Source organism: Pseudomonas sp. KD5 (genome assembly GCF_012932895.1).
Taxonomy (GTDB): Bacteria; Pseudomonadota; Gammaproteobacteria; order Pseudomonadales; family Pseudomonadaceae; genus Aquipseudomonas.
This window is the reverse complement of record NZ_JDWJ01000001.1, coordinates 202,513-225,016: the sequence shown is the minus strand read 5'-3', so window position 1 is coordinate 225,016 and position 22,504 is coordinate 202,513. Positions and strand designations below refer to the sequence as shown.

The 22,504-nt window shown below is 53.5% G+C and carries 26 protein-coding genes and 1 pseudogene; 24 read left to right on the top strand and 3 right to left on the bottom strand.

Translation table 11 applies throughout. From position 1 onward, the window contains the following. Positions 1–21: 21 nt before the first annotated feature. From AF70_RS01060 to AF70_RS01025, 8 genes are all read left to right on the top strand, one after another. Positions 22–177 (top strand): hypothetical protein, encoded by a 156-nt coding sequence (locus tag AF70_RS01060; protein WP_169342453.1) that lies wholly within the window; start codon positions 22–24, stop codon positions 175–177. Next, a complete protein-coding gene (locus AF70_RS01055) occupies positions 174–476 on the top strand; it encodes a hypothetical protein (RefSeq protein ID WP_032831190.1) in 303 nt (100 codons plus the stop codon). The genes AF70_RS01060 and AF70_RS01055 overlap by 4 nt, the downstream gene beginning before the upstream one ends. A 300-nt stretch (positions 477–776) precedes the next feature. Beyond that, entirely contained in the window at positions 777–1,922 is a 1,146-nt protein-coding gene (locus tag AF70_RS01050) for a hypothetical protein (protein ID WP_028941126.1), read from the top strand. Positions 1,923–2,428: 506 nt separating this feature from the next. Then, complete coding sequence (locus AF70_RS01045) at positions 2,429–2,650, top strand: hypothetical protein (protein WP_081791099.1); 222 nt, start codon at positions 2,429–2,431, stop codon at positions 2,648–2,650. A gap of 33 nt (positions 2,651–2,683) precedes the next feature. Continuing rightward, positions 2,684–2,878 carry a hypothetical protein gene (locus tag AF70_RS01040; RefSeq protein WP_081791088.1) on the top strand — a complete coding sequence of 65 codons (195 nt, stop codon included), beginning with the start codon at positions 2,684–2,686 and terminating at the stop codon, positions 2,876–2,878. 42 nt (positions 2,879–2,920) lie between these two features. Then, entirely contained in the window at positions 2,921–3,280 is a 360-nt protein-coding gene (locus AF70_RS01035; RefSeq protein WP_028941124.1) for a hypothetical protein, read from the top strand. Between the two features lie 112 nt (positions 3,281–3,392). Next, on the top strand, positions 3,393–3,710 hold the full coding sequence (locus AF70_RS01030) for a hypothetical protein (protein ID WP_028941123.1): 318 nt from the start codon (positions 3,393–3,395) through the stop codon (positions 3,708–3,710). Between the two features lie 84 nt (positions 3,711–3,794). Next, a complete protein-coding gene (locus AF70_RS01025; RefSeq protein ID WP_028941122.1) occupies positions 3,795–4,004 on the top strand; it encodes a hypothetical protein in 210 nt (69 codons plus the stop codon). Positions 4,005–4,013: 9 nt separating this feature from the next. Here the strand turns inward: AF70_RS01025 and AF70_RS01020 are convergent, their stop codons facing one another. Further along, the gene (locus tag AF70_RS01020) at positions 4,014–4,322 is read right to left on the bottom strand and encodes a DUF1652 domain-containing protein (protein ID WP_050438342.1); all 309 of its coding nucleotides are present in this window, start codon (positions 4,320–4,322) and stop codon (positions 4,014–4,016) included. A 117-nt stretch (positions 4,323–4,439) separates the two neighbouring features. After that, on the bottom strand, positions 4,440–5,354 hold the full coding sequence (locus tag AF70_RS01015) for a LysR substrate-binding domain-containing protein (RefSeq protein WP_019579140.1): 915 nt from the start codon (positions 5,352–5,354) through the stop codon (positions 4,440–4,442). 198 nt (positions 5,355–5,552) lie between these two features. Here AF70_RS01015 and AF70_RS01010 point away from each other — a divergent pair, with 198 nt between their 5' ends. The 15 genes and pseudogenes from AF70_RS01010 (at position 5,553) to AF70_RS00940 (ending at position 19,740) form a co-directional block, all read left to right on the top strand. Beyond that, the gene (locus AF70_RS01010) at positions 5,553–6,302 is read left to right on the top strand and encodes an SDR family NAD(P)-dependent oxidoreductase (protein ID WP_028941121.1); all 750 of its coding nucleotides are present in this window, start codon (positions 5,553–5,555) and stop codon (positions 6,300–6,302) included. 97 nt (positions 6,303–6,399) lie between these two features. After that, the gene (locus AF70_RS01005) at positions 6,400–7,698 is read left to right on the top strand and encodes an MFS transporter (RefSeq protein ID WP_032831189.1); all 1,299 of its coding nucleotides are present in this window, start codon (positions 6,400–6,402) and stop codon (positions 7,696–7,698) included. Between the two features lie 16 nt (positions 7,699–7,714). After that, the gene (locus AF70_RS01000; protein ID WP_028941119.1) at positions 7,715–8,563 is read left to right on the top strand and encodes a transketolase; all 849 of its coding nucleotides are present in this window, start codon (positions 7,715–7,717) and stop codon (positions 8,561–8,563) included. Further along, positions 8,560–9,582: a transketolase family protein gene (locus AF70_RS00995; RefSeq protein WP_028941118.1), complete on the top strand. Its 1,023-nt coding sequence runs from the start codon at positions 8,560–8,562 to the stop codon at positions 9,580–9,582. Before AF70_RS01000 ends, AF70_RS00995 begins: the two co-directional genes overlap by 4 nt. 397 nt (positions 9,583–9,979) lie before the next feature. After that, complete coding sequence (locus AF70_RS00990; RefSeq protein WP_008015705.1) at positions 9,980–10,312, top strand: carboxymuconolactone decarboxylase family protein; 333 nt, start codon at positions 9,980–9,982, stop codon at positions 10,310–10,312. 66 nt (positions 10,313–10,378) lie between these two features. Continuing rightward, positions 10,379–10,579: pseudogene (locus AF70_RS00985) on the top strand (alkene reductase); the annotation flags it as partial. A gap of 58 nt (positions 10,580–10,637) precedes the next feature. Next, complete coding sequence (locus AF70_RS00980; RefSeq protein WP_028941117.1) at positions 10,638–11,981, top strand: 2-hydroxycarboxylate transporter family protein; 1,344 nt, start codon at positions 10,638–10,640, stop codon at positions 11,979–11,981. A gap of 71 nt (positions 11,982–12,052) precedes the next feature. Beyond that, on the top strand, positions 12,053–12,211 hold the full coding sequence (locus AF70_RS00975; protein ID WP_081013878.1) for a DsbA family protein: 159 nt from the start codon (positions 12,053–12,055) through the stop codon (positions 12,209–12,211). Continuing rightward, positions 12,211–12,963: a S9 family peptidase gene (locus AF70_RS00970; protein ID WP_028941116.1), complete on the top strand. Its 753-nt coding sequence runs from the start codon at positions 12,211–12,213 to the stop codon at positions 12,961–12,963. The genes AF70_RS00975 and AF70_RS00970 overlap by 1 nt, the downstream gene beginning before the upstream one ends. A 113-nt stretch (positions 12,964–13,076) precedes the next feature. Beyond that, positions 13,077–13,709, top strand: a complete 633-nt coding sequence (locus AF70_RS00965; RefSeq protein WP_028941115.1) for a response regulator transcription factor — start codon at positions 13,077–13,079, stop codon at positions 13,707–13,709. Positions 13,710–14,004: 295 nt separating this feature from the next. Then, the gene (gene gorA, locus AF70_RS00960; RefSeq protein ID WP_028941114.1) at positions 14,005–15,363 is read left to right on the top strand and encodes a glutathione-disulfide reductase; all 1,359 of its coding nucleotides are present in this window, start codon (positions 14,005–14,007) and stop codon (positions 15,361–15,363) included. A 387-nt stretch (positions 15,364–15,750) separates the two neighbouring features. Beyond that, positions 15,751–17,184 carry an NAD-dependent succinate-semialdehyde dehydrogenase gene (locus AF70_RS00955; RefSeq protein ID WP_019579150.1) on the top strand — a complete coding sequence of 478 codons (1,434 nt, stop codon included), beginning with the start codon at positions 15,751–15,753 and terminating at the stop codon, positions 17,182–17,184. Positions 17,185–17,265: 81 nt separating this feature from the next. Continuing rightward, positions 17,266–17,763, top strand: coding sequence for a CMD domain-containing protein (locus AF70_RS00950; RefSeq protein WP_019579151.1), 498 nt, complete (start codon positions 17,266–17,268; stop codon positions 17,761–17,763). Continuing rightward, positions 17,760–18,335, top strand: coding sequence for a peroxidase-related enzyme (locus AF70_RS00945; RefSeq protein WP_008015715.1), 576 nt, complete (start codon positions 17,760–17,762; stop codon positions 18,333–18,335). Before AF70_RS00950 ends, AF70_RS00945 begins: the two co-directional genes overlap by 4 nt. A gap of 289 nt (positions 18,336–18,624) precedes the next feature. Next, positions 18,625–19,740 (top strand): AraC family transcriptional regulator, encoded by a 1,116-nt coding sequence (locus tag AF70_RS00940; RefSeq protein ID WP_019579152.1) that lies wholly within the window; start codon positions 18,625–18,627, stop codon positions 19,738–19,740. On the opposite strand, the gene AF70_RS00935 is transcribed toward AF70_RS00940, so the two are convergent. After that, positions 19,737–21,335: an NAD(P)/FAD-dependent oxidoreductase gene (locus AF70_RS00935; protein ID WP_019579153.1), complete on the bottom strand. Its 1,599-nt coding sequence runs from the start codon at positions 21,333–21,335 to the stop codon at positions 19,737–19,739. The genes AF70_RS00940 and AF70_RS00935 overlap by 4 nt on opposite strands. 293 nt (positions 21,336–21,628) lie before the next feature. Here AF70_RS00935 and AF70_RS00930 point away from each other — a divergent pair, with 293 nt between their 5' ends. After that, a complete protein-coding gene (locus AF70_RS00930) occupies positions 21,629–22,504 on the top strand; it encodes a TauD/TfdA family dioxygenase (RefSeq protein WP_231380581.1) in 876 nt (291 codons plus the stop codon).

The window sequence follows — 22,504 nt, the reverse complement described above, 5'->3', positions numbered from 1 at the left end:
CAGCACTACAGGGAGCGTCACATGCTCGAAATTCTGCTCAAAATATACAGCTTCATTTCTCAAATCTGGTCGTCTCTCTCGCAACAGCAGAAAGACGATATTTGCCAAGCTTTTGTCGATCTGATGGACAAGGTTTTCCGAGAATTTTTCAGAGCGAATGGAGGGGAAGCCCAGTGAAATCTCTCGTTGATATCGTGTACGGTCAAAACTCCGCAGAGCCCAAAGGCGCTGAAACACTCGCAATCACCACGCGTGCCCAAGTGAAACTGGCATCCCTCGCGATCCTTGGCGCAAGCCTGGGGGCAACAAAGGCCTCTCAATTCGCTGAGGGTGCTGCAAACCTCATCACTGACAAAGAGTTTCTGGGCGAGCTTCAATCAGAGATTGGCCTTCCCGAAAAGGCCGAAACCGAAGATGAGTTCGTCGCTCGGGCGAAAGAGGCGATGTTTGAAATGCTGAAAAGCAAACTCACATAAGCATAGCCACGGTGGGTAACCGTAAGCGTCCGGTGAAGTCACCCTTCGCACTCCAGCACTAAAAGCGATGGTGTCCGAGTATTTTAATGCGGACACCATCTCCCTTATCACCTGGACTTCCCTGCACCAACGAGCTCCTATCCTAAAAAGGCTGGAGTCCGGAAAACACGATCCAGGGCGCCGACGGCTGCCTATGTCATCAACCGAACATCGTCGGTTGGGTATACCCGGTGCCCATTCCGTAAAACGAGATGAAGTGGATTTAACTTCATCCCTTGATACTCAAGGCCTTCGCTCTTCATGACGACATCACCTTTTTCCATCCCTAACGGCGCCATCAAGAAGAACCTAAAACGCATTGTCGACCACTGGGTTGTTGTTAGTCTGATGCTTAGCGGTGCAGGCACACTTTTCGGCTTCGCTATCTTGTCCACTTACCTGAATGCGATCGGTCTCCCTGGATTGTTTCCCTCCGCCCTCGACACCAAGGCTGCTCTCGTTCCCTGGATGCTCCTGGTTGCATTGTTACTCATCGCCTATATCTTCGTGCTCACCATGAACTCGATGATTTTCGCATCAGGGGCAACCCTGTTTAACAAGCAACCCTATGTGCAAACCAAAATGGTCAGGCTGCTCGCAATACCTGTGTTAGTCGGGATCTCAGTGCAGATGAGCACCATAGTGGGGGACATTCATCCGCTGCTCACCATATTGGCGTCAGCGCTGGCAGAAATCGTTGTCTTCTTTGTCCTGATGAAGTCGGAACGATTCAGGGTTGCGATTCACGTAGTAGGCTTTATGGCGCGGCCCGAGGAGGGCATGAAATGGCAGGCGCGCTTTGGAGCATTAGTCCCACTGTTCATCGTTGTGTTTTCAACAGTATTGTCGGCTGTATTTCCAGTACAGCTAGTGTTGTCAACTTACCCCACGCCGACTGACATTGAAAGCTCGCTCAAACTTGCCGGGATGGCGATCTTCGTTTCATCTCTGGCGCTCGTACCAGCGGTTATCTTCTTTGCTTTTGGAGAAAATCTGCTCGCCAAAATCAGAAATACGCTGGCCGTCCTGATGATCATGACGGTAGCAATGCTGACCATGGCGCCTCGGACTTTCCCAGCTATGGTTTACCGAACGGCCTACTTGATGGGCCTCAGGGACACGACCATTACTTCGTATCTGATAACGGATACCTACTCGGTCGATTATTTCGATTCAGATTGGGGGAAAGTAAGCATCGACAAAGACCGCCCCGTGGTTAGAGGGTTTCCGTTGCTCAGCCTGGGCGACCTATTGATCCTGTGTCCAGCTTACTTGGTCACCACAGAATTGGCAGAGTGGCCAGCGCGCTCTCCTGCATGCCTGGTGACAGATACCAAAACGGCGAAACGTGTTCCAGAAAAACAAGCAAAAAAGAGATGGGCAAAGGCTCAGATGTATGAAGTGTAAAAGGTCTTCCAGTAAGCCCCACCCGAAGCACTAACAGGACAAGCTGGAACTCCTGTATGGAAAGAAAAAGGATCAACCCGCTAGCATGGATGCTTACGAGCACCGAGCAACCAGTTTAGCCGAACGCGCGCCAGGGCCAAAAATGAATTACTTTGAGCTAATCCAAAACCAAGCCGAGCAGATTTTTGGCAACAAAGCCAAAGCCGAGGTAACCAGTAATGCAGGCTCCCTCACGAGGAAAAGGATTCTCGAATTTTAGGCTGTAGGCGTCTTGCCTGGCGCCATCAGCGAACACTTGGACGGTAAGTACTAGCCATAATCAAACCGGTGATCAGCGCATTATAATGCGCTAATACATGAAGAGTGATGGGTGACGGCGCATTAAAATGCGCTGACCGAATGCACATCATTCTCTCAGTGCTTTTTAAACATAACGAAGAGTCCCGGCACTGATGGCTGGGACTCTTCAAAAAATTAAGCGAACGGCTTGCTCAAGGGGCCCTTTCTTGTACTCAAAACAAAATCAAGGCCAAGACTCAACAACAGCAGAACTGATCCAGCGCCATGCCGAGATTGTTTTTGGCAACAAAGCGAAGGCCGATCTCTGGCTCGCCCAGCCGATGGCGGGGGCTGTTGAAGGCTCGCGGTTGCAAGCGGCTAACAGTAAAACAGGATACGAATTCGTAAAGGCTGAGCTTGAAAAACTCAGCCACGGATACGCCTGCTGACGCTACCCCCTCCTCCAAATCCCCGGGCTCAACATGATTGTTTTTGATCTCAACCAAAACGACAGCGAAGCCCTGCTTAGGCACGTCGAAGAATTCAAGCCGAGCACGGACGACCCGCGCGAGGACGCTCGACTGCGAGATGCGTTGCTGGAATTGAAGGAAGCTTTGGTGTCGCATCTGGAAGATGCCAGCACTCCAGTCGCCCCTAAACCAGAGCGACGGATTTAAGTCGAAACGGGAGCTCAAGCACATCATTATCCTGGCGTGTGTATGAAGATCACGCCCCCTCTCGAAGGGCAGCTTTGGCAATTGGCTGTGGCCACGCTCGGCGCGCAAGGCTTGGAGCAGTTGGTGGCTGAACTGCTAAAGAGTCATGTAAGGACTCGCGCGGTGAACGTGTATGGATTTCTACGCCTCGAATGGCTCGACCAAGAGGCATTAGAAGCCCTGCGCAAGGGCCAGCGCCGGGCAGGAGCAGAGCTAGCGTTTTCTGGGGATGACCCGAGTAAAGTCGCGATACTTCACTGTCACTCCGGTCATCTGCTGCGAGGCATCGTCCAAACTTTGCCGCCGGAAGTACTGCCAGAGGACGTGCTTGAATGGCGTATGCAACTCGATATTGGGTTGTGATTTCATCCCGTAGCTCCTTGCGTCTGAAGTGCGCTTCGGCGAAGTTCATTGAACTGGCCTAATGATTTTGGACACCTCAAGACGAGTATCGGTAATCAAGATGAGGGAAAATTTGAACACAAAACCTGCTCTCACCGCTCGTGAGGTCTACCAGGTACTGAAGGACGTCGCGCTCGGCAGCCGCACCATGCAAAGAGCCTGCAGCCAATCATGGAATGAGATCTATCACGACCTCATGCCAGTTGAGATCGATGGCTGGTATCTCACGCTTTTCAATGACGGCGGCACCTTGGATTACTGCGAGGATTGCAGGTCTCCTGACGGTCGCATCGGGTCTCTTGAAGACTGGCAACGCTATGGCACAGATCCAGTCGAGCTTTTGAGTGGTTGGGAGCGTGAGCAGCTTGAGCGTCTACTGAACGCGCTCTGACTCTGTGCGACCATCAATATCAGCGACAAGATCCTACTAAATTCACCTACTGCTACGCTTTCCTTTTTCCATGGAGGAATCGCAATGCAAAACTCAGACCTGCTCCCTTCCCTACTATTCAAGATCAACGAAAACCAGCAAGCCCTTGAGGCTGCCATTATGGAACTGACACTCTGGGTCGAGCAGCGTGGATCGGGTGAGGTTGGAGGCAATGTGCGCGGTGCCCTGGACGCGATCAGAACCAATGAAGAGTTCATCAACATGACGCTCGCTGTGTTGATGACACCGGAATAATTCACCCCCCTACGCCGAAAGATCTTGCTGACCTTGGGTCACTGAAAACGTGCGCTTGCTGATTGTGCTCCGAGCCTGCTGAGCAAAAGAAACCCTCGTCGTGGCCATCTCTGAGCGAAGCTCGCTAATTAGATTGGCAATGGCTCGGCTCGATGTGAGATTCGCCGTCGAGATACCAGTGACCAGCAATTCCACTTGACCAGAGGATGGCTCGAATACCTTGATCATCAGAGATCCATCGGGGTTCACGGTGCAGCTACAAGACAGCGGCAGGAAGCCACATTCAATGGTGTGGCGGAGCTCCAGAATGGAAAGCATGATGGTCGGCCTTAGCATTATTTCTCTTTAGTTTTTTCTCCCAAAGAATGGTCGTCAAGCAGTGTGACAGCGCAAAATATGACCAGTTGTCGCATGTCTTCATGTTGGGTACAGGCATCAATAGGCAAAGTCATGCCCCAGCTCTTTCTGCATCCACTCCAAAAAGCGCCTGACCCGAGGGAAATTTGAATGAGCCCTAGGGAAAACTAGATGGTGTGCAGTGATAGAAGCGCTCAGCTCCGGCGCCACCTCAACCAATGCGCCTCTCGCAAGATAGTCCCGGGCCAGCAGCGTGCTTTCTAACGCAAAGCCAAGGCCGTGACTGGCAGCTTCCAGCGTCATATACGAGCGGTCGAAGCTTAGCGTGTAAGGTTGTTCGGGACGCGACAGGCCATGTTGTGCGAACAACTGCGGCCACTTTATTAACGTGGCCTCCGACAGAATCAGATTACAGTCCAGCAAATCCGCAACTACCCGGATGGGGCGCTTGGCCAATAGTTTCGGGGAAGCCATCACCGCCATCTTTTCATTGCGTATCGTGCGCACTTCATAGCTAGGCCAATTGGGCATGCCATGGCGGATATCCACATCAATCTTGTCTCGACTGAAGTGCAGTGATTCATAGGAGCACGAGAGGTTGAGCTGGATATCGGGATGGCTCTGGCGAAACTGCTCCAAGCGCGGCATTAGCCACAGCAAACCGAAACTGGGCGACGAGTGCAACCGCAGGCAATCCAGGCTGACATCACTGGTAGCGCGCTCTGTGGCTACGGCGAGGCTATGCAGGATGCCGGAAACCTCGGTGAGATATTGCTCACCGACCGGCGTCAATGTGACGCCTCTGGCCGTTCTGAAAAACAACTGTCTGCCGATCATTGCCTCTAGTTTGGCCAACTGGTGACTAACCGCCGAGGGTGTCAGGTCGAGTAATTCAGCTGCGCGAGCGACATTGCCGAAGCGCGCCGTCTGTTCAAAGGCCTGAATGGCTTTCAGGGGTGGCAGTATCGGAGGTGCATCGCCGGGTGAACGCATGATTATTGTTATTCCGCTGCAAGTGACATAAGCCGGGCATCCAGCTATTCAAGCATCCGCTCACTGGGTTGGCGAGTGCTGAATTTTTTTCAGCACCGAGTGAGATTCGCGTTATTGCTCAAGGTCACCCTGGAGAACAAGCTGGGCCATCGATTCATTGCGGGTCGACCCAATAACAACAATCAGAGGTACCCTCCCATGCTTCTTCAAGGCAAAGTCGCGATCATCACCGGTGCCGCCTCCGCACGTGGAATTGGCCGCGCAACGGCGACTACCTTCGCGCAACAAGGCGCGCGTGTCGTGATCCTCGATCTGGATGAATCCGCCGCACGGGATGCCGCTGCTTCCCTGGGCGAAGGTCATTTGGGGATTGCGGCCAACGTCGCTGACGAATCGCAAGTTCAGCAAGCCGTCGCGAAAATCATCGAGCATTTCGGTCGCATCGACATCCTCGTCAACAACGCCGGCATCACCCAGCCCCTCAAGACCCTGGATATCCGCCCTTCCGATTACGACAAGGTTCTGGACGTCAGCCTGCGCGGCACCCTGCTCATGTCACAGGCGGTGATTCCGATCATGCGCCAACAGTCATCCGGCAGCATTGTGTGCATGTCCTCCGTTTCTGCTCAACGAGGTGGCGGCATTTTCGGTGGCCCTCATTACAGTGCCGCAAAAGCAGGTGTGCTGGGGCTGGCGAAAGCAATGGCACGGGAACTGGGGCCGGACAAGGTACGCGTCAACTCCATCGCCCCAGGTCTGATTCACACCGACATTACCGGTGGCCTGATGCAGGACGAACGCCGCCACGCGATCATCGATGGCATCCCACTAGGGCGTCTGGGTGAAGCCCAGGATGTGGCGAATGCCGCATTGTTTCTGGCCAGCGATCTCTCCTCATATTTGACTGGCATCACGCTGGATGTGAACGGCGGCATGCTGATTCACTGATTACACCTGGCGGGCCTCGCGGCCCGTGCGGATCTGGATCGACGATGCAGCCGGGCCTTTGGCCTGGCGGTCAATAAAAACAAGAGATCAGACCATCATGACAACCCTGTCGCTCGAAGCGGTTTCGACCGTGCGCTCTAACGCCTACCGGAAAACCGCATGGCGCCTGATGCCTTTTCTGATGCTGTGCTACCTATGCGCCTACCTCGATCGCGTCAACGTCGGCTTTGCCAAACTGCAAATGATGAACGATCTGGCGCTCAGCGAAACGGTCTACGGACTGGGTGCGGGCATGTTCTTCATTGGCTACTTCCTCTGCGAAGTCCCCAGCAACATCATCCTGCACAAGGTCGGTGCGCGGGTCTGGATCGCGCGCATCATGATCACCTGGGGCATCGTTTCTGCGTTGTTCGCCTTCGTTGAAACCGCCTGGCAATTCTATGCCCTGCGCTTCCTGCTGGGCATCGCCGAAGCCGGCCTGGCGCCGGGCTTGTTGCTCTATCTGACCTATTGGTTTCCGTCGTACCGTCGTGCCCGGATGACCGTGTTGTGGTTTATCGCCATTCCGCTGTCAGGCATGGTGGGTGGCCCGCTCTCCGGCTGGATCATGACTCACTTTGCAGGTATGCATGGCTGGGCGGGATGGCAATGGATGTTCGTGCTGGAGGCCATACCTACAGTCGTGGTTGGACTGCTGGTATTGAGCTATCTCAAAGATGGCGTGCATCAAGCGAGCTGGCTCAACGACGACGAAAAAGCACTGATCAACCGTGAACTGGCCGAGGATGACCAGAAAAAAGTCACGCATGCCTCTGTGGGCGAATTCATCCGCGACCGTCGTCTCTGGTTACTGGCCGCCATCTACTTCTGTGTCGTGATGGGCCAGTACGCAATCACCTTCTGGCTGCCGACCCTAGTGCGTAACGCAGGAGTGTCCGACCCGATGAAAATCGGCGTACTGACCAGCCTGCCTTACCTCTGTGCAATTGTGGCCATGCTGTATGCCGGACGCAGTGGCGACAAACATCGTGAACGCCGATGGCACCTAATCATACCGATGATCGCGGGTGCTATCGGACTAACCCTGGCGGCAATGATGGGCGGAAATGTGACGCTCTCGATTCTGAGTCTTTGCCTAGCTGCTTCCGGAATTCTGTCCGCGACGTCGATGTTCTGGATGTTACCCACCACGTTACTCGGTGGCGTGTCTGCCGCCGCAGGCATCGCGGCGGTGAACAGCTTCGCCAACCTCGCCGGCTTCTGCTCGCCTTACCTGATTGGTTGGGTCACCACGCTGACCGGTTCCAGCGCCATCGGCATGTACCTCATCACCGGCGTACTGGTGGGCGGAGCCCTGTTGGTACTGCGCATTCCCGCCGCACTGGTCAATCGTTGATAACGGAGTTTTAAGCATGACTACCCATCCTTCATTCGCTTCATCCAAAACCTTGGTGGAGCGAGCCCACAACATTCGCCGCCACGCGCTGCGCATGGGCCAAGTCCAGGGACAAGGCTATGTCGGCCAGGCTCTCGGTGCTGCGGATCTACTGGCCGTGTCCTACTTCCATGCGCTGAGCTATCGACCCGAAGACCCGGAATGGGAAGCGCGTGATCGCTTCTACCTGTCGATCGGTCACTACGCGATTGCGCTGTATGCGGCCTTGATCGAAGCCGAAATCATCCCGCTCGATGAGCTCGAAACATACGGATCGGATGACAGCCGGCTACCGATGTCGGGCATGGCGACATACACCCCGGGCATGGAAATCACCGGCGGTTCGCTGGGTCAGGGCCTGGGCATCGCGGTCGGTGCCTGCCTTGGCCTCAAGCGCAAAGGTTCGCCCTCCTTCGTCTACAACTTGCTATCGGACGGTGAGTTGAATGAAGGCTCGACATGGGAAGCCGTGATGTCGGCCTCGCATTGGAAGCTCGACAACCTGATCGCCATAGTCGACGTCAACAACCAGCAAGCCGATGGCTACTCCAGTGAAATCCTCTCCTTTGAACCGATCGTCGATCGCTGGCAGGCCTTTGGCTGGTTCACCCAACGGGTCGATGGCAATGATCTGGAAACACTGGTCGCCGCGTTCGATGCCGCACGTAACCATCCTGGCACGCAACCGCGAGTCATCATCTGCGATACCAAAATGGGTAAAGGTGTGCCCTTCCTGGAAACCCGGGAGAAGACGCACTTCATCCGCGTGGAAGAGCACGAATGGGATCTGGCACTGAGCAATCTTGAAGAAGGAAAAAAGCAATGAGCAACGCCATCCACAGTCCGACTTCGACTGGCGAGCCAGCCAAAAAGCGCCTGACCACCTCGGCAATGATCGCGTCGATTGCCTCTGAAGGCCAAGCCACCCGCTCAGCACCTTTTGGCCATGCATTAGCCGCGCTGGCGGATCAGCGCTCAGACATCGTGGGCATGTCCGCCGACTTGTCCAAGTACACCGATCTGCACATTTTCGCCAAGGCCCACCCGGATCGTTTCTATCAGATGGGCATGGCCGAACAGTTGCTCATGAGTGCTGCAGCAGGGATGGCACGTGAAGGTTTCGTGCCGTTCGCCACAACCTACGCCGTGTTCGCCTCGCGCCGTGCCTATGACTTCATTTGCATGGCGATTGCCGAGGAAAACCTCAACGTCAAAATCGTCTGCGGCCTGCCCGGCCTGACCACTGGCTACGGCCCAAGCCACCAGGCCACGGATGACCTGGCGATCTTCCGTGCCATGCCCAACCTGATGATTGTCGATCCGTGTGATGCACTGGAAATCGAACAGGCGGTGCCCGCTATCGCGGCGCATCAAGGGCCGGTCTACATGCGGCTGTTGCGCGGGAATGTGCCGCTGGTGCTGGATGAGTACGGCTACAAATTCGAGATCGGCAAGGCCAAAACCCTGCGCACCGGTAACGATGTGTTGATCATCTCCACCGGCTTGATGACGATGCGCGCACTGGAAGCGGCCAAAGAGCTACAAGCGGACGGAGTTGATGTCGCTGTACTGCACGTACCGACGATCAAACCACTGGATGAGCAAACCATTCTCGCTGAAGCGAGGAAGTCCGGTCGCTTGGTCGTTACCGCAGAAAACCACTCGATTATCGGTGGATTGGGTGAAGCCGTTGCAACGGTCTTGCTACGTAACGGCGTAACACCAACCTTCAGGCAAATCGCGTTGCCCGATGCTTTCCTGGATGCTGGCGCCTTACCTACGCTGCATGATCGTTACGGAATTTCGACTCAGGCGGTCTGCGCCCAGATCAAAGCATGGCTTTGATCTGGGCCTAAAGAGAAGAGCCTAAGCATCGGCTTAGCTGTCAAGAGCGATGAACAAGGGCGTCTCTCGACGCCCTGACTTGTTAAGCGGTCTTGATTACTAACATCTCCAATGCATCTTTGGTGAGATGCTCATAAGCTTGACCAGGCGGATTTAAGAGAGGCGAACCTCGAGGACATTGGGCAAAGCCAATATCCGAGCAACAAGATCCCACCAAATTCTCCTACCGCTACTGAATTGTCACGCCCATTCCCTCCCCCTTCGCAACGCCCTCACTACACATACGATCAAGTCGGCTGTCGCGCCCCCTTGCAAGCCTACCAACTAGATGGTAGATTCTATCGGATTCACATCTCCTCCCGTAAACCTACAGGGCGCCCCGCCCAGGTGAGTCCCCATGCAAGATTGGAAGCAAACTCGAAAAGACATCAGCGCCCGCCTAGTACAGCTGAATGGCCTGTCCCCAGAGACCATGAAAGGTATGGCTTCTCTAGGGAGCGCCGGTGCAAAAACAAACCACCTCGATGCTAAAACTCGTGAACTGATTTCGCTCGCCGTAGCGGTGACCACCCGCTGTGATGGCTGCATCGCTTTCCACGCTGCTGAGGCCAAAAAGCTTGGTGTAACTACTGAAGAGGTTGCTGAAGCATTGGGTGTAGCAATCAACATGAACGCCGGTGCTGCATTGGTTTACAGCACTCACGTTTTGGATGCATTCGACAAACCTTAATACAGGGCATTGCGGAAATATCAGAACTAACTGCTGCCATCCGCCCAGCCAACTGCGAGACTTTTCATGAATGAGCTTTTCATGCCCTACGGTTTGTGCGGAACGCTATTAGAAAACCGTGTCGTTTTAGCCCACATGACTCGCACTCGAACACGGGAAAAAAATTCAAATAAACTTATCGCTCTCTACTTCGCGCAGCAAGCATCTACCAGTCTGATCACAGAAGGACTGGAGGCCCGTGGCTATTTGTATACCCCGGGTATTTACACTGCGGAATAGGTTGAGGCTGGCGCCAAGTCAGTGATGCTGTATGAGGAATAGCGACATGAACAAGTCTAATGAGCAGTCCCTGAAAATCGATGCTCCCCGTGCTGGCGGGTTGCGTCAACTGCGTAGCCTGTGCGGTTACGAAATAGGGGTAATACCACTCCCGATTTTTCTCGGCATCGCCGTAATTGTATATCTCTCGGCACACTTGGGTTTTTTGCCTAATAACATGATCGGTGGCCTCGCCGTCATCATGACGATGGGCATGTTCTTCGGTCAACTGGGTTCGCGTCTTCCGATTCTGAAGGAAATCGGAGGAGGAGCCATTCTGTGCTTGATGCTGCCATCGATTTTGGTGTTCTACGGCTTCTTCGGGCCGGCCACGATTGACGCTACAAAAATGCTGATGAAAGAAGCCAACTTTTTGTACTTCGTGATTGCCAGCCTGGTAGTCGGAAGTATTCTCGGGATGAGCCGATTTATTTTGATTCAGGGCATGATGAGGATGTTCATACCTCTTCTCGTCGGAACCCTGGCTGCCGTGGCAAGCGGACTCATTGTGGGAAAACTCGTCGGCTATAGTTTCTACCACACCTTCTTCTTTATCATTGTTCCCATTATTGGCGGGGGCATTGGTGAGGGAATCCTGCCTTTATCGCTTGCTTACTCAGCTATTCTCGGCGGTACGCCGGATATCTACGTTGCTAAATTGGTGCCTGCCGCTGTAGTCGGCAACATCGCGGCGATTATCTGTGCCGGCTACTTGGCCCGGCTGGCGCTAAAACGCCCGCATCTCAATGGCGAGGGTTCATTGATCCGTGCCAAAGACGAGAATGATAAATTCCAAGCCAGGGAAGATAACGGCTCGACTATCGATTTCAGAGTGATAGGTGCAGGCATTCTGGTCATCTGTGCATTCTTCGTCCTTGGCGGCCTGCTTGAAAAAATCTTGGGGGTTCCTGGCCCTGTCCTGATGATCTTGGCCGCTGTACTTTTTAAGTACGTTCGCGTTCTGCCGGAAAAACTGGAGAAAGGCACAAACGCTTTCTACAAGCTGATTTCTTCCGCCTTCATTTGGCCGGTAATGATCGGCTTGGGCATGTTGTATGTCCCTCTCGATAGCGTCGTAAAAGTCTTTTCTATCAGTTATGTCCTAGTCTGCGTATCCGTCGTTGCCTCAATGGCCATCGCAGGTTTTTTCATTGGCAACCTGATGAAAATGTACCCCATCGAATCAGCCATCGTGACCTGCTGCCACAGCGGCCTTGGCGGTACCGGGGATGTTGCGATCCTCTCAGCCTCCCATCGTATGTCGCTGATGCCATTCGCTCAGATCTCCACCCGCCTCGGCGGCGCTTCGACGGTGATCATTGCTAGTATTCTTTTGCGTATTTTTGCTTGATGCCGAGTGCAGGACACTCATCATCAACCCCTCAATAAACCCAATGGTTTTCACTTTCTAGTGAACACCATCTGAGGTCAGATTTCGTCTGCCCTTGGTGCTGGATTGCTAAACGGCGCTTTAAAGCAGCCCTTGAGCAGTTTGAGCACAAACATCTGGTAGAGATAAAGCTGCGGGCCTACCGGCTCGCACCAGGCCAGGTATCAGAGCCGTTCAAGGAAAATTCATGATGAGCAAACAAAAGATAACGTTCCGAAACGCCCAGGGTATAAGCCTGTCAGGTCTGCTTGAGACGCCGGAGGCGCCCAAAGCCTATGCATTGTTCGCCCATTGCTTCACCTGTGGGAAGGATATTAAAGCTGCCGCGAGAATTGCTAAGGCGCTAGTCGACAATCATATCGCTGTACTGCGATTTGATTTCACAGGTCTAGGCAGCAGTGAAGGAGACTTCTCCAACAGCAATTTTTCCTCCAACGTTGCCGACTTGGTAGCGGCGGCGGAGTTTTTGCGTGATACATACCAGGCTCCATCCATCTTGATTGGCCATAGTTTGGGCGGAGCCGCAGTCATAGCAGCGGCGAAGTACATCCCAGAGGCAAAAGGCGTGGTGACAATAGGTGCCCCCGCTGACGCGACCCATGTTCTGAAGCAGTTCAAAGGTCACGTAGAAGCGATCAGAGACATTGGTGAATATAAAGTAATGCTGGCAGGAAGAGAGTTCACTATAAAAAGGCAGTTTCTCGACGATATTGAAACCCAACAGCAGGATACAAATATCGCTAACCTACGACGCGCATTGCTTATTTTTCATTCCCCAGCAGACAGCGTTGTATCAATAGAGCAAGCCCAGAAAATTTACCTAACAGCTAAACACCCCAAGAGCTTCATTTCACTCGACTCGGCTGACCACTTGCTTACTAATAGTCAGGATGCAGATTATGTTGCGTCATGCATTACTGCCTGGAGCTCTAGGTATCTGTAACCCTAGGCATTGCTTCCCGGCGAAAATGCCATAGCACTTTGGGGGTCATTTTCATATGGTATTCCCTGTAAGAAAATCTGACTTTCCGACATCGATAACAGTTGGCACACTTAATGAACTTACCAACACAAATCCGGCTGGCCTTGGTCGATGATCACACCTTAGTGCGCGATGGGATCAGAGCTCTACTATCCGTCATTCCGACTGTGACCGTGGTTGGTGAGGCTGAAAATGGTGCGGATGCTATGGTGATGGTTGAGCACTGCAATCCTGACCTTCTATTGGTCGACATCAACCTTCCCGACATAAACGGTCTTGAGCTGACGCGAAAAATACGTGACAGGTTCCCCACCCTGAAGGTGCTCGTGCTCAGCATGTATGATAGTAAAGAGTATGTAAGTGAATCCCTACGCTCCGGTGCGAGTGGCTATGTATTGAAAAACGCACCCTCAAGAGAGATTGTCGCTGCGATTGAAGCAATTAAAAACGGAGGTACCTTCTACAGTGCTGAAATCGCACAAAAGCTGCTTCTTGATGATGGTATTATCAACGAGCTAACGCCCCGGGAAAGCCAGATTTTATATAAAATGACTCAAGGACTGAACAACAAGGAAATGGCACGAGAGCTGAACATCAGCGTCAGGACTGTAGAAACCCATCGCTTGAGCATTCGACGCAAACTCAATATCGACAAACCTGCTGCGTTGGTAAAGTATGCAATAGACCATAGAATAATTCCGAGATAGGGAATTTAGCCAGTGGTCGTGGCGTGTCATTCATTTCATGTTTATAACAGTGCCCCCATCGGAACTGTATCGCCCATCCGCGACAGAAGTTGCCTAACGTGCCCACAAGATGTGGGCGTCATAGTCAGCGCGCCCTTGCACCCCTACCAATCGGATGGTAGATTCTGATCAACCTCTAGAAATTACTAAGCAAAACTATAGAGCCTGTGCTCGATGAGTTGCAGACTTCCTACGACAGTCCGGCACGCTATTAACCAACCGCTCTTATGCTGAGTGCCTGCCGAGGAGATTGAAAATGCCCTACGATTTTGACCTTTACGTGATAGGTGCCGGTTCTGGAGGCGTGCGGGCTGCGCGTTTCTCCGCCGGTTTTGGCGCGAAAGTGGCTGTGGCCGAAAGCCGCTATCTGGGCGGTACATGTGTGAACGTTGGCTGCGTGCCGAAAAAGTTGCTGGTCTACGGCGCGCACTTCGCCGAAGACTTCGGACAGTCGCAAGGTTTTGGCTGGACGCCGGGCGAGGCGAAGTTTGACTGGGCGACGCTGATTGCCAATAAGGATCGCGAGATCAATCGACTGAACGGCATCTATCGCGATCTACTGGTCAACAGCGGTGTCACCTTGCATGAGGGCCACGCCAAGATCGTCGACCCGCACACGGTCGAGATCAATGGCGAGCGCTACACCGCCAAAAATATCCTGATTGCTACCGGTGGCTGGCCGCAGATCCCGGAGATCCCCGGGCACGAGCACGCGATCAGTTCCAACCAGGCGTTTTTCCTCAACAAGCTACCCAAACGCGTTCTCGTGGTCGGTGGTGGTTACATTGCTGTGGAGTTTGCGGGCATCTTCCACGGTTTGGGCAGCGAAACCACGCTGCTGTACCGAGGTGATCTCTTCCTACGAGGCTTCGATGGTTCGGTACGTAAACACCTTCAGGAGGAGCTGACTAAACGTGGCATGAATCTGCAATTCAACTCCGATATCGAACGAATCGATAAACAAGCTGACGGAAGCCTAACGGCTACCCTCAAGGATGGTCGTCAACTTGAGGCTGACTGCGTTTTCTACGCTACTGGCCGACGTCCTATGCTCGACAACCTGGGATTAGAAAACACTGGCGTCACACTCGACAGGAAAGGTTTTGTCGAGGTCGATGAAATGTATCAAACCGCTGAACCGTCGATCCTGGCCCTGGGCGATGTGATTGGTCGGGTGCAGCTCACTCCGGTCGCACTTGCCGAAGGCATGGCTGTGGCACGTCGATTATTCAAGCCCGAGCAATACCGCCCGGTGGACTACAAGCTGATCCCGACCGCCGTGTTCAGCTTGCCGAACATCGGCACTGTCGGGTTGACCGAGGAAGAGGCGCGGGAGGCCGGACACGAAGTGGTGATCTTTGAAAGCAATTTCCGGCCGATGAAATTCTCGCTGACCGAATGCCAAGAACGTACGTTGATGAAGCTAGTGGTAGACGCCAAAACAGACAAAATCTTGGGATGCCACATGGTCGGCCCTGAGGCCGGCGAGATCGTGCAAGGTTTGGCGATAGCGCTGAAATCTGGTGCGACGAAGCGTCATTTTGACGAAACAATTGCTGTTCATCCGACGTCCGCTGAAGAATTCGTCACTATGCGTACGCCGGTCGCGGGTTAGTCACTCTTGCGCTTTAACATGCGTCTGGCTCTGTCGGAACGACAGCTGCGAGACGCACGCTTTCACGTTTCTATAAGGAACGCGCCCTACTATTTGGGTGATGGATTACGACTAGAAGCCCCCCTGGTGCTCCTATCATAACCTTCCATAGAGTAGGGTCAAAATCATACACCGCGCCATGATTGGTTATTTTTTTTATCAAAAACATAATTCATAGAAGTATTTTCTAATTTATCAATAATTCCTGCAAAAAACGGAAAATTTTTCGTAATGGAATGCCCTATATTTTATTGAAGCCCATGTGTCGTAGATAGCTACTGATGAGCGGCACAACAAGCTTTTTCCAAGTCATGGGACGTCAAAACAATTAGCAACTGAGAGGTGATCATGGAACAAATACCACTGTTTATTGGCGGTGTGTGGCGTAACACGCATCCCGATGAATCGATCCCCGTAATCAATCCGGCAACTGAAGAGCAGATCGGACTCATTGCGAAAGCTAGCTTGGCTGATATTGAAGATGCGGCGATCGCAGCGGAAAAAGGTTTCGCCACTTGGAAGCAGGTATCTGCACTCGAGCGCGCAACGATTATGCACAAAGCCGCGAGTTTGATTCGTGAGCGAGCGGAAAACATTGCCCTTATCCTCACCACTGAGCATGGCAAGCCTTTGGGGGAAGCGATGGGTGAAGTTGCCGCAACCGCAGACACCATCGATTGGCACGCAGAAGAAGGCAGACGCGCATATGGGCGTGTCATTCCGTCTCGCGCATTAGGCGTTCATCAATTCACCGTGATGGAGCCCATTGGGCCTGTAGTGGGATTCGCCCCATGGAATTTTCCACTCATTCAAGCGGTAAAAAAAGTCGCCGGCGCGCTTGCCGCTGGCTGCTCGATAATTTTGAAGGGCGCAACAGAGGCACCTACGTGTGCAGTAGAGCTAGTGAAGGCGTTCGCTGACGCTGGCGTTTCTCCTGGAGCCGTCAACCTGCTATTTGGCGACTCGGGCCAAATTTCTGAGCATTTAATTGCCCATCCCTCTATCCGGAAAGTTACCTTCACCGGGTCTACGCCAGTAGGTAAAAAGCTTGCGAGCCTCGCGGGGCTCCACATGAAAAGATCCACGATGGAGCTGGGTGGCCACGCGCCTGTGATCGTAATGGATGACGCGGACATCGCCACCGCCGTTAAGATTTCTGTCGCCGCTAAATACCGCAATGCGGGCCAGGTTTGTGTCTCCCCTACTCGCTTCCTCGTTCACTCGAAAGTATTCGACGAGTTCGTTAGCCGTTTCGTGGAAGGCGCACGCGCCGTCATGGTGGGTGATGGTCTTGATCCCAACGTAACAATGGGCCCAATGGCGCACGCTGGCCGGCTCAAGGCGACAGAGGAACTCGTGGCGGACGCGGTATCGCATGGAGCGAAGCTGGAAACCGGCGGAAATCGAATAGGCCACAAGGGCTACTTCTTCGAACCAACAGTTCTGACGAATGTACCGGTAACCGCCCGCGCCATGATTGACGAGCCCTTCGGGCCCATCGCATTGATCAACTCTTTCGACGACATCGATGAAGCCATCAAGGAGGCGAACAGACTGCCATATGGTCTCTCTGCATACGCCTATACCCGATCACTGAGCTCTGCAAATAAGCTGTTTAACGGAATCGAGTCTGGCGCCATCTCAATCAACCATCACAGCGTTGCACTACCCGAGCACCCGTTTGGCGGCGTAAAAGATTCCGGATACGGAACCGAAGGAGGCCCTGGCGCACTGGATGCTTTCATGACCACAAAGTTCGTTTCGCTCGCGAGCGTTCTTTAGCGTTCGGCGAACGTTTTTTCAGTTCGCTATCGAGCATTGCTGCATTCAGGAAATAACGCGTCGCTAACTATTGGAACTCATATGCTTACTCCGAACATTATCGAGCGTCTTGTCGGCGCAAACGAAAACTCTCCCCTCGCGCTGGCCATTGCTGAGCGGGCAGAAATTATGGCGCTGAGTCAAGCGAGCCATGATGCAGTGATCATTCCGAAAGATCCTGGTGGGCTGTCACATGCAGAACGTGCAGCCCTTGCTGAACGAATCGCTCGGTTAAGCAACTCCGAAGAACTGGCGGATCACTACCATGCTTGTCTTGAGACAGCAGGTGGCGAAGAGGGCCTTTATGTTGCCGCCAATCCTCAGCAGTCCGCTTACGGGGATGAACGCTTTATGGCGATCATCCGATTCACGGATCTGGTCACTCAAAAGCCGCGAGAAGCTACAAAGCAAGATATCGATACGTTAAAGGCCGCTGGGATTTCAGAACCGGACATCGTAAGGCTCACTGAAGTCCTCGCTTTCGTGAACTACCAGCTCCGGGTCGTAGCAGGATTCAAAATTGCAGGAGAAATGAAATGAGCCAGGTCGTGCATAATTTCACCGTATCGGTGCCTCATTGGTCGCCGTACATCAAGCCTGTTGAGTTAGAAAGCGCGAGCCAAGAGCAGCTTGATGCGATGAAAGTGACTCCATCGAGCAAAAAAATCTCGGAGTATGTGCTCACTCTCGCCCATGACCCCGAATCGCTCGCGGTGCGATCCCCTTTGTTCAACGCCATTATGTATGGCCGCGCCGGCTTGCCCCCAGCTGAGCGTGAACTTGGGGCGATTGGTTCTTCAATTGTTAATCGATGCGTCTACTGCGCTGCAGTACACGGCGCCCGATACAATCAGCTGACCAAAAGTACAGAGCTGGTCGCAAAAATCTTTGCAGACGAAACCGAAGCACAATTGGATGATCGCTCTCAGGCGTTGTTTGACTTTGCGGTTGAGTTGGCCAAGTCACCCCCAATGCTGAATACACGGCATGCCGATGCCTTGAAAGAACTCGGCTTTGACACGCTTGGGGTTGTCGACCTCGTGCTGGCCACAGCCATCTTTGGTTGGGCAAACCGCCTGATGCATGTTTTAGGTGAACCCGTAAAAATCTGATCAGACGCTCCATTGAAGTGATATCAAAATAGCGGGCAGCCCCAAACTGCCCGTTCATCAAAATGACCGTTTTCGATAGCAGCACTCCGCATCCTCAGACTTCCCCCCCTACTCGTATCTCGAAGCGAAATCGACGCTGCCGGCCAGGCCTTGGAATATCCCTATCAGACGTGCTACACAGTCTGTCGTAATACTTCGCTGCCCCTGAGCAACCGATTTGCAACGCAGCGCCAAGTAAGGGTCTCATCTCTTTCCGAGCAAGTATTGCGTGGCAGCTAACGGACATACAATGACCCGACCTCTCACCGTCAGTGCCACTTGGCTTGTAGGCGTCATCGAGGAACTGACTCGGCAAGGTATCGAACCTTCCCGTTTGGGCGCTCCCTGGACTCAACAGTGGGACGACGTGGCGCCTACGCGGCAGTTGCAACTCGTGCAAGTGAGGAGGCTTTGGCAGCGTGCGATGCACCTCTCCCAGGATCCGCTGCTCGGCTTGAAGGTTGGCGTAGCACTACCACTGCAATCGATGAACGTCGTAGCACTGGTATTGATGCACAGTAGCTCATTGCGCCACGCGCTCGCTCATACGGTCAGGCTGCAGCAGTTAGTTAGCAACTCTGGTCGTTTTTCAGTTGAACCTGCTTCCAACAATGGTGTTCAGCTGGTTTACCACGTAACACCCAGCCCGGTTGCCATGCATCCGGCCCAGATAGATTCGCTGTTTGCCGCGTACATGCGCCTTCTCTATAACTGTATGCCGACTGATCGAAGGCCAACCAGAATTGAGCTACCTGGTACTGACGCGTGTTTAGCCGACCGCTATCAAGTCTATTTCGAATGTCCGATCATTCTCGGAGTCGAGCACGCTCGTGTTGTATTTGGCGCTGAACTGCTGGACTCACCCTGGCAGGCTGCTGATCCAACATTGCTTCGCATCGTACTCGGTCGCGCGGAGACGATGCTTAAAACCCAGGGTCGCTCCGACACGCTCGTTGATTACGTGACAGCAGCCATCGCAGCACAGGGATTTTCGGAAGCGAATTGCGACAGCGTAGCGCGCTCGCTGGATCTCAGCAGGCGTACTCTTCAGCGTCGATTGGCTGAGCGCGGTTCATCCTTCCGCCAATTACTGGAAGCGGTACGTATGAGCGAGGCATTGGAAGGCCTGGCTGATCCCAATCTGCCGCTTGTGATGCTGGCAGAACGGCTGGGCTATGCAGAGCCCAGCGCTTTTTCGCATGCTGTGCGAGGTCATTTCGGTAAAGCACCTAGTGCGCTGCGCCAAGAATTAGCAAGCAGCTTCTCTGCAGTAGGAAAGGCCCTTGCAATCACCAGCAACGAGAGTTCCGACAACCAAAATACGGCTTGTGCAGCCGATTCGACCCGGTGCGATCTTGAGAGCTAAAGCTCTCGGAAAAGATCACGCTCAAGAACTGCACTCGCCGCGACCAGCCCACTGACCATCGCGCCACTGACTCCGGCAGCGGTCACATCCTGTCCACCGAAAAACAGACCTTTAACGGGGCCATGCGCACGCATCCAGCGCTGTGCAAAACGAAGTGGCGTTTGCTCATATCCCATAAAATTGCCGTGACTACGATTTAGAAAGTGATTGAAAGTAAGAGGTGTAGCCAACTCGGCATGAGCAATATGTCCGCCGATTTGAGGATAATGTTTTAAGGCCACGGCCAAGAGGTCTTCTCTAAGGCTTGCTGTCATGTCCTCGTACTCTGCACCTCGGTGCTTCCACTTCGTGCCAGTGAAACGCTCGAACACCGACCAATCTGTCAGGCCGCAGACGTCCATCGTGCTCTGCTTAGGGTGACGGTCGGCCCAACTCGGATCCCGCAGTGATGGATGGGCAATGAAATGAAGGGGCATGGGCTGTCCCTCTGGATCAGCTTTGTACCGAGCGAGATTCGCTGGTAGATCGTTGCTTGGGTGCACCCAAAGATTGGCTGGATGAATGTTCAGATCTGCGTTTGCGATGTCGATGCCAAGGTTAAGCACAGCAAAACATTGAGTTGTACCAATGCTCTTAGTCACCTCGCCCAATGGCTGCGCCAGTTCTGGATTTGCATGAGCCAGCAGCGGTACGGTCTGAGAAATACCAATCGCACTGACGACTCTGTCCGCGAGAATTTGGCTTCCGTCAGCGGTTTTTACACCTACCACGCAACCATCACACATCTCGATGCTCACAACCTCAGCAGTAACAAGGCAAGCTCCTCCTGCAGCACGCACAGTGTCGGCCATTGCTGTGGCGATGCGTTGCGAACCGCCAACGGGGTAGCTCGCACCATCGATGTAATGGCTGAAAACCATGGCATGGATCGCAAAAGAGGCCTCTGCAGGGGAATTGCAGTAGTCGCCGTAGTTCCCACACCAGACTGCCTTAAGGTCAGCGTTGTCAGTCAATTCGTCCAAAACATCCTGCACTGTGCGCTGTGCAAGTGGCATGAATGCAGTCTGAGCCTTGGTGAACGCTGCCTCAGACGCTGAACGTGGCAACGCCCGCTCTCCGAAGAAGCATTTCGCAGCCCGGCTTGCTTCACCCACTAGCTCTACGTAACGATCGATCGCGCGCGCATCCTTCGGAAAGTAGTCCTTGAGTCGATCCTTGTAGGCTTCTGCACCAGCCATATGATCGTAGCTATTGGCACCTACGATAATGCGATTGTAGTTTTCGGGCATGGGCGCCCATTCAAGTTGACCACCTGAGACTTTGTCGAAAAGGCGATAGAGGCCACTCGTTTTGCGGTGTACCTCGCCCATATAGTGCAGGCCTACGTCCCACTCGAAGCCCTGGCGTTTGAAGGATTGCAAACAACCACCCAACACCGCGTGGCGTTCGAGCACCAAAACGCGTTGTCCTTCGAGCGCCAACAACGCGGCTGTGCTTAGGCCGCCTGCGCCAGAACCTATGACAATCGTGTCGAACCTGCTGTCTAGCTCGCCACGAGCCAACGCGCGCTTAAAACTCAGATCGTAATCGCTCATCGTTCGTTCCTTCCCTGCCCTTTCCGGGATTTTTATTGATCACTGCTGCGCAATCGCTACGCAGCCTGGCTGAGTGTGGGTACGTGGGGAATCGGCGTGAATGGCACCACACGCCAAAGATTTGTTTCGACACGACAATTTAAATGGTGGGAACACCAACCGCCCAAGGTATTGGCATCCCAAATCAATTCTCTGTCGCACGGTAGCAACGACAGCAGAGGACTGGCATCGGAGAATCCCTCCACGGTCTTCCTGTGATTTATTTATAAAAACGAGAGAAAGGGACTGCGATGATGGACAGCAACTTTAGGCATATTCAGGTGGAACCCGAGGCTCAGGGTTTTGGAGCCAGGATTACTGGTATCTCGATTGATAAGCCACTCGCGGCAGCTGTACTAAGAGAGGTGAAGGAAGCGTGGGCTAGGCACTCGGTGGTTTACTTCCCGGATCAGCCTCTCTCCCACACACAACTGGAGGCGTTCACGCTTCAGTTTGGTGAGTTCGGCGTAGACCCATATATCATCCCGATGGAGGCTCATCCGCACATTCTCGAACTCAGACGCGAGGCTGATGAAAAGGCAGTTAACTTTGGTGCACAGTGGCACTCAGACTGGAGCTTTCAGGAACAGCCGCCAGCGGGAACCATCCTACATTCCAAGATCACTCCGCCCGTGGGCGGCGATACGCTATTTGCCGACGGCTATCGTGCCTACGATGATCTTTCTGAGACCATGAAGGGACTCATGAATCATCTCGTCGCGATACATTCTGCGAGCATGCCCTATGGCAAAAATGGCCTGTTCGCAAAAGAGACAGAAGCACGTTCAATGAAGATAGTGGTCAGTGAAGACGCCGACAAAACCTGGCCACACCCGCTGGTACGTGTACATCCCGTAACGGGTCGCAAATCGCTCTACGTGAGCCCTGTCTACACGCAGGGTATTCAGGGTTTGACTCATGGAGAATCGACGTCGCTGCTGAGTTATTTGTATCAGCACATGGTGCAGGACACATACGTCTACCGTCACCGATGGGCGCCGAACATGCTTACTCTGTGGGACAACCGCTGCACGCTTCACAATGCAGAGGGTGGCTACGACGGCCACCTACGCCTCATGCATCGAACAACCATCTCAGGCGAACGCCCTGTTGGTGTTGCCGCCGTTTAA

Excerpts from the sequence above, each read along its gene's own strand:
- AF70_RS01060 (WP_169342453.1), top strand. The coding sequence starts at position 22 with ATGCTCGAAATTCTGCTCAAAATATACAGCTTCATTTCTCAAATCTGG.
- AF70_RS01050 (WP_028941126.1), top strand. The coding sequence starts at position 777 with ATGACGACATCACCTTTTTCCATCCCTAACGGCGCCATCAAGAAGAAC.
- AF70_RS01040 (WP_081791088.1), top strand. The coding sequence starts at position 2,684 with ATGATTGTTTTTGATCTCAACCAAAACGACAGCGAAGCCCTGCTTAGG.
- AF70_RS01035 (WP_028941124.1), top strand. The coding sequence starts at position 2,921 with ATGAAGATCACGCCCCCTCTCGAAGGGCAGCTTTGGCAATTGGCTGTG.
- AF70_RS01025 (WP_028941122.1), top strand. The coding sequence starts at position 3,795 with ATGCAAAACTCAGACCTGCTCCCTTCCCTACTATTCAAGATCAACGAA.
- AF70_RS01020 (WP_050438342.1), bottom strand. The coding sequence starts at position 4,322 with ATGCTTTCCATTCTGGAGCTCCGCCACACCATTGAATGTGGCTTCCTG.
- AF70_RS01015 (WP_019579140.1), bottom strand. The coding sequence starts at position 5,354 with ATGCGTTCACCCGGCGATGCACCTCCGATACTGCCACCCCTGAAAGCC.
- AF70_RS01010 (WP_028941121.1), top strand. The coding sequence starts at position 5,553 with ATGCTTCTTCAAGGCAAAGTCGCGATCATCACCGGTGCCGCCTCCGCA.
- AF70_RS01005 (WP_032831189.1), top strand. The coding sequence starts at position 6,400 with ATGACAACCCTGTCGCTCGAAGCGGTTTCGACCGTGCGCTCTAACGCC.
- AF70_RS01000 (WP_028941119.1), top strand. The coding sequence starts at position 7,715 with ATGACTACCCATCCTTCATTCGCTTCATCCAAAACCTTGGTGGAGCGA.
- AF70_RS00995 (WP_028941118.1), top strand. The coding sequence starts at position 8,560 with ATGAGCAACGCCATCCACAGTCCGACTTCGACTGGCGAGCCAGCCAAA.
- AF70_RS00990 (WP_008015705.1), top strand. The coding sequence starts at position 9,980 with ATGCAAGATTGGAAGCAAACTCGAAAAGACATCAGCGCCCGCCTAGTA.
- AF70_RS00980 (WP_028941117.1), top strand. The coding sequence starts at position 10,638 with ATGAACAAGTCTAATGAGCAGTCCCTGAAAATCGATGCTCCCCGTGCT.
- AF70_RS00970 (WP_028941116.1), top strand. The coding sequence starts at position 12,211 with ATGAGCAAACAAAAGATAACGTTCCGAAACGCCCAGGGTATAAGCCTG.
- AF70_RS00965 (WP_028941115.1), top strand. The coding sequence starts at position 13,077 with ATGAACTTACCAACACAAATCCGGCTGGCCTTGGTCGATGATCACACC.
- gorA (WP_028941114.1), top strand. The coding sequence starts at position 14,005 with ATGCCCTACGATTTTGACCTTTACGTGATAGGTGCCGGTTCTGGAGGC.
- AF70_RS00955 (WP_019579150.1), top strand. The coding sequence starts at position 15,751 with ATGGAACAAATACCACTGTTTATTGGCGGTGTGTGGCGTAACACGCAT.
- AF70_RS00950 (WP_019579151.1), top strand. The coding sequence starts at position 17,266 with ATGCTTACTCCGAACATTATCGAGCGTCTTGTCGGCGCAAACGAAAAC.
- AF70_RS00945 (WP_008015715.1), top strand. The coding sequence starts at position 17,760 with ATGAGCCAGGTCGTGCATAATTTCACCGTATCGGTGCCTCATTGGTCG.
- AF70_RS00940 (WP_019579152.1), top strand. The coding sequence starts at position 18,625 with ATGACCCGACCTCTCACCGTCAGTGCCACTTGGCTTGTAGGCGTCATC.
- AF70_RS00935 (WP_019579153.1), bottom strand. The coding sequence starts at position 21,335 with ATGAGCGATTACGATCTGAGTTTTAAGCGCGCGTTGGCTCGTGGCGAG.
- AF70_RS00930 (WP_231380581.1), top strand. The coding sequence starts at position 21,629 with ATGGACAGCAACTTTAGGCATATTCAGGTGGAACCCGAGGCTCAGGGT.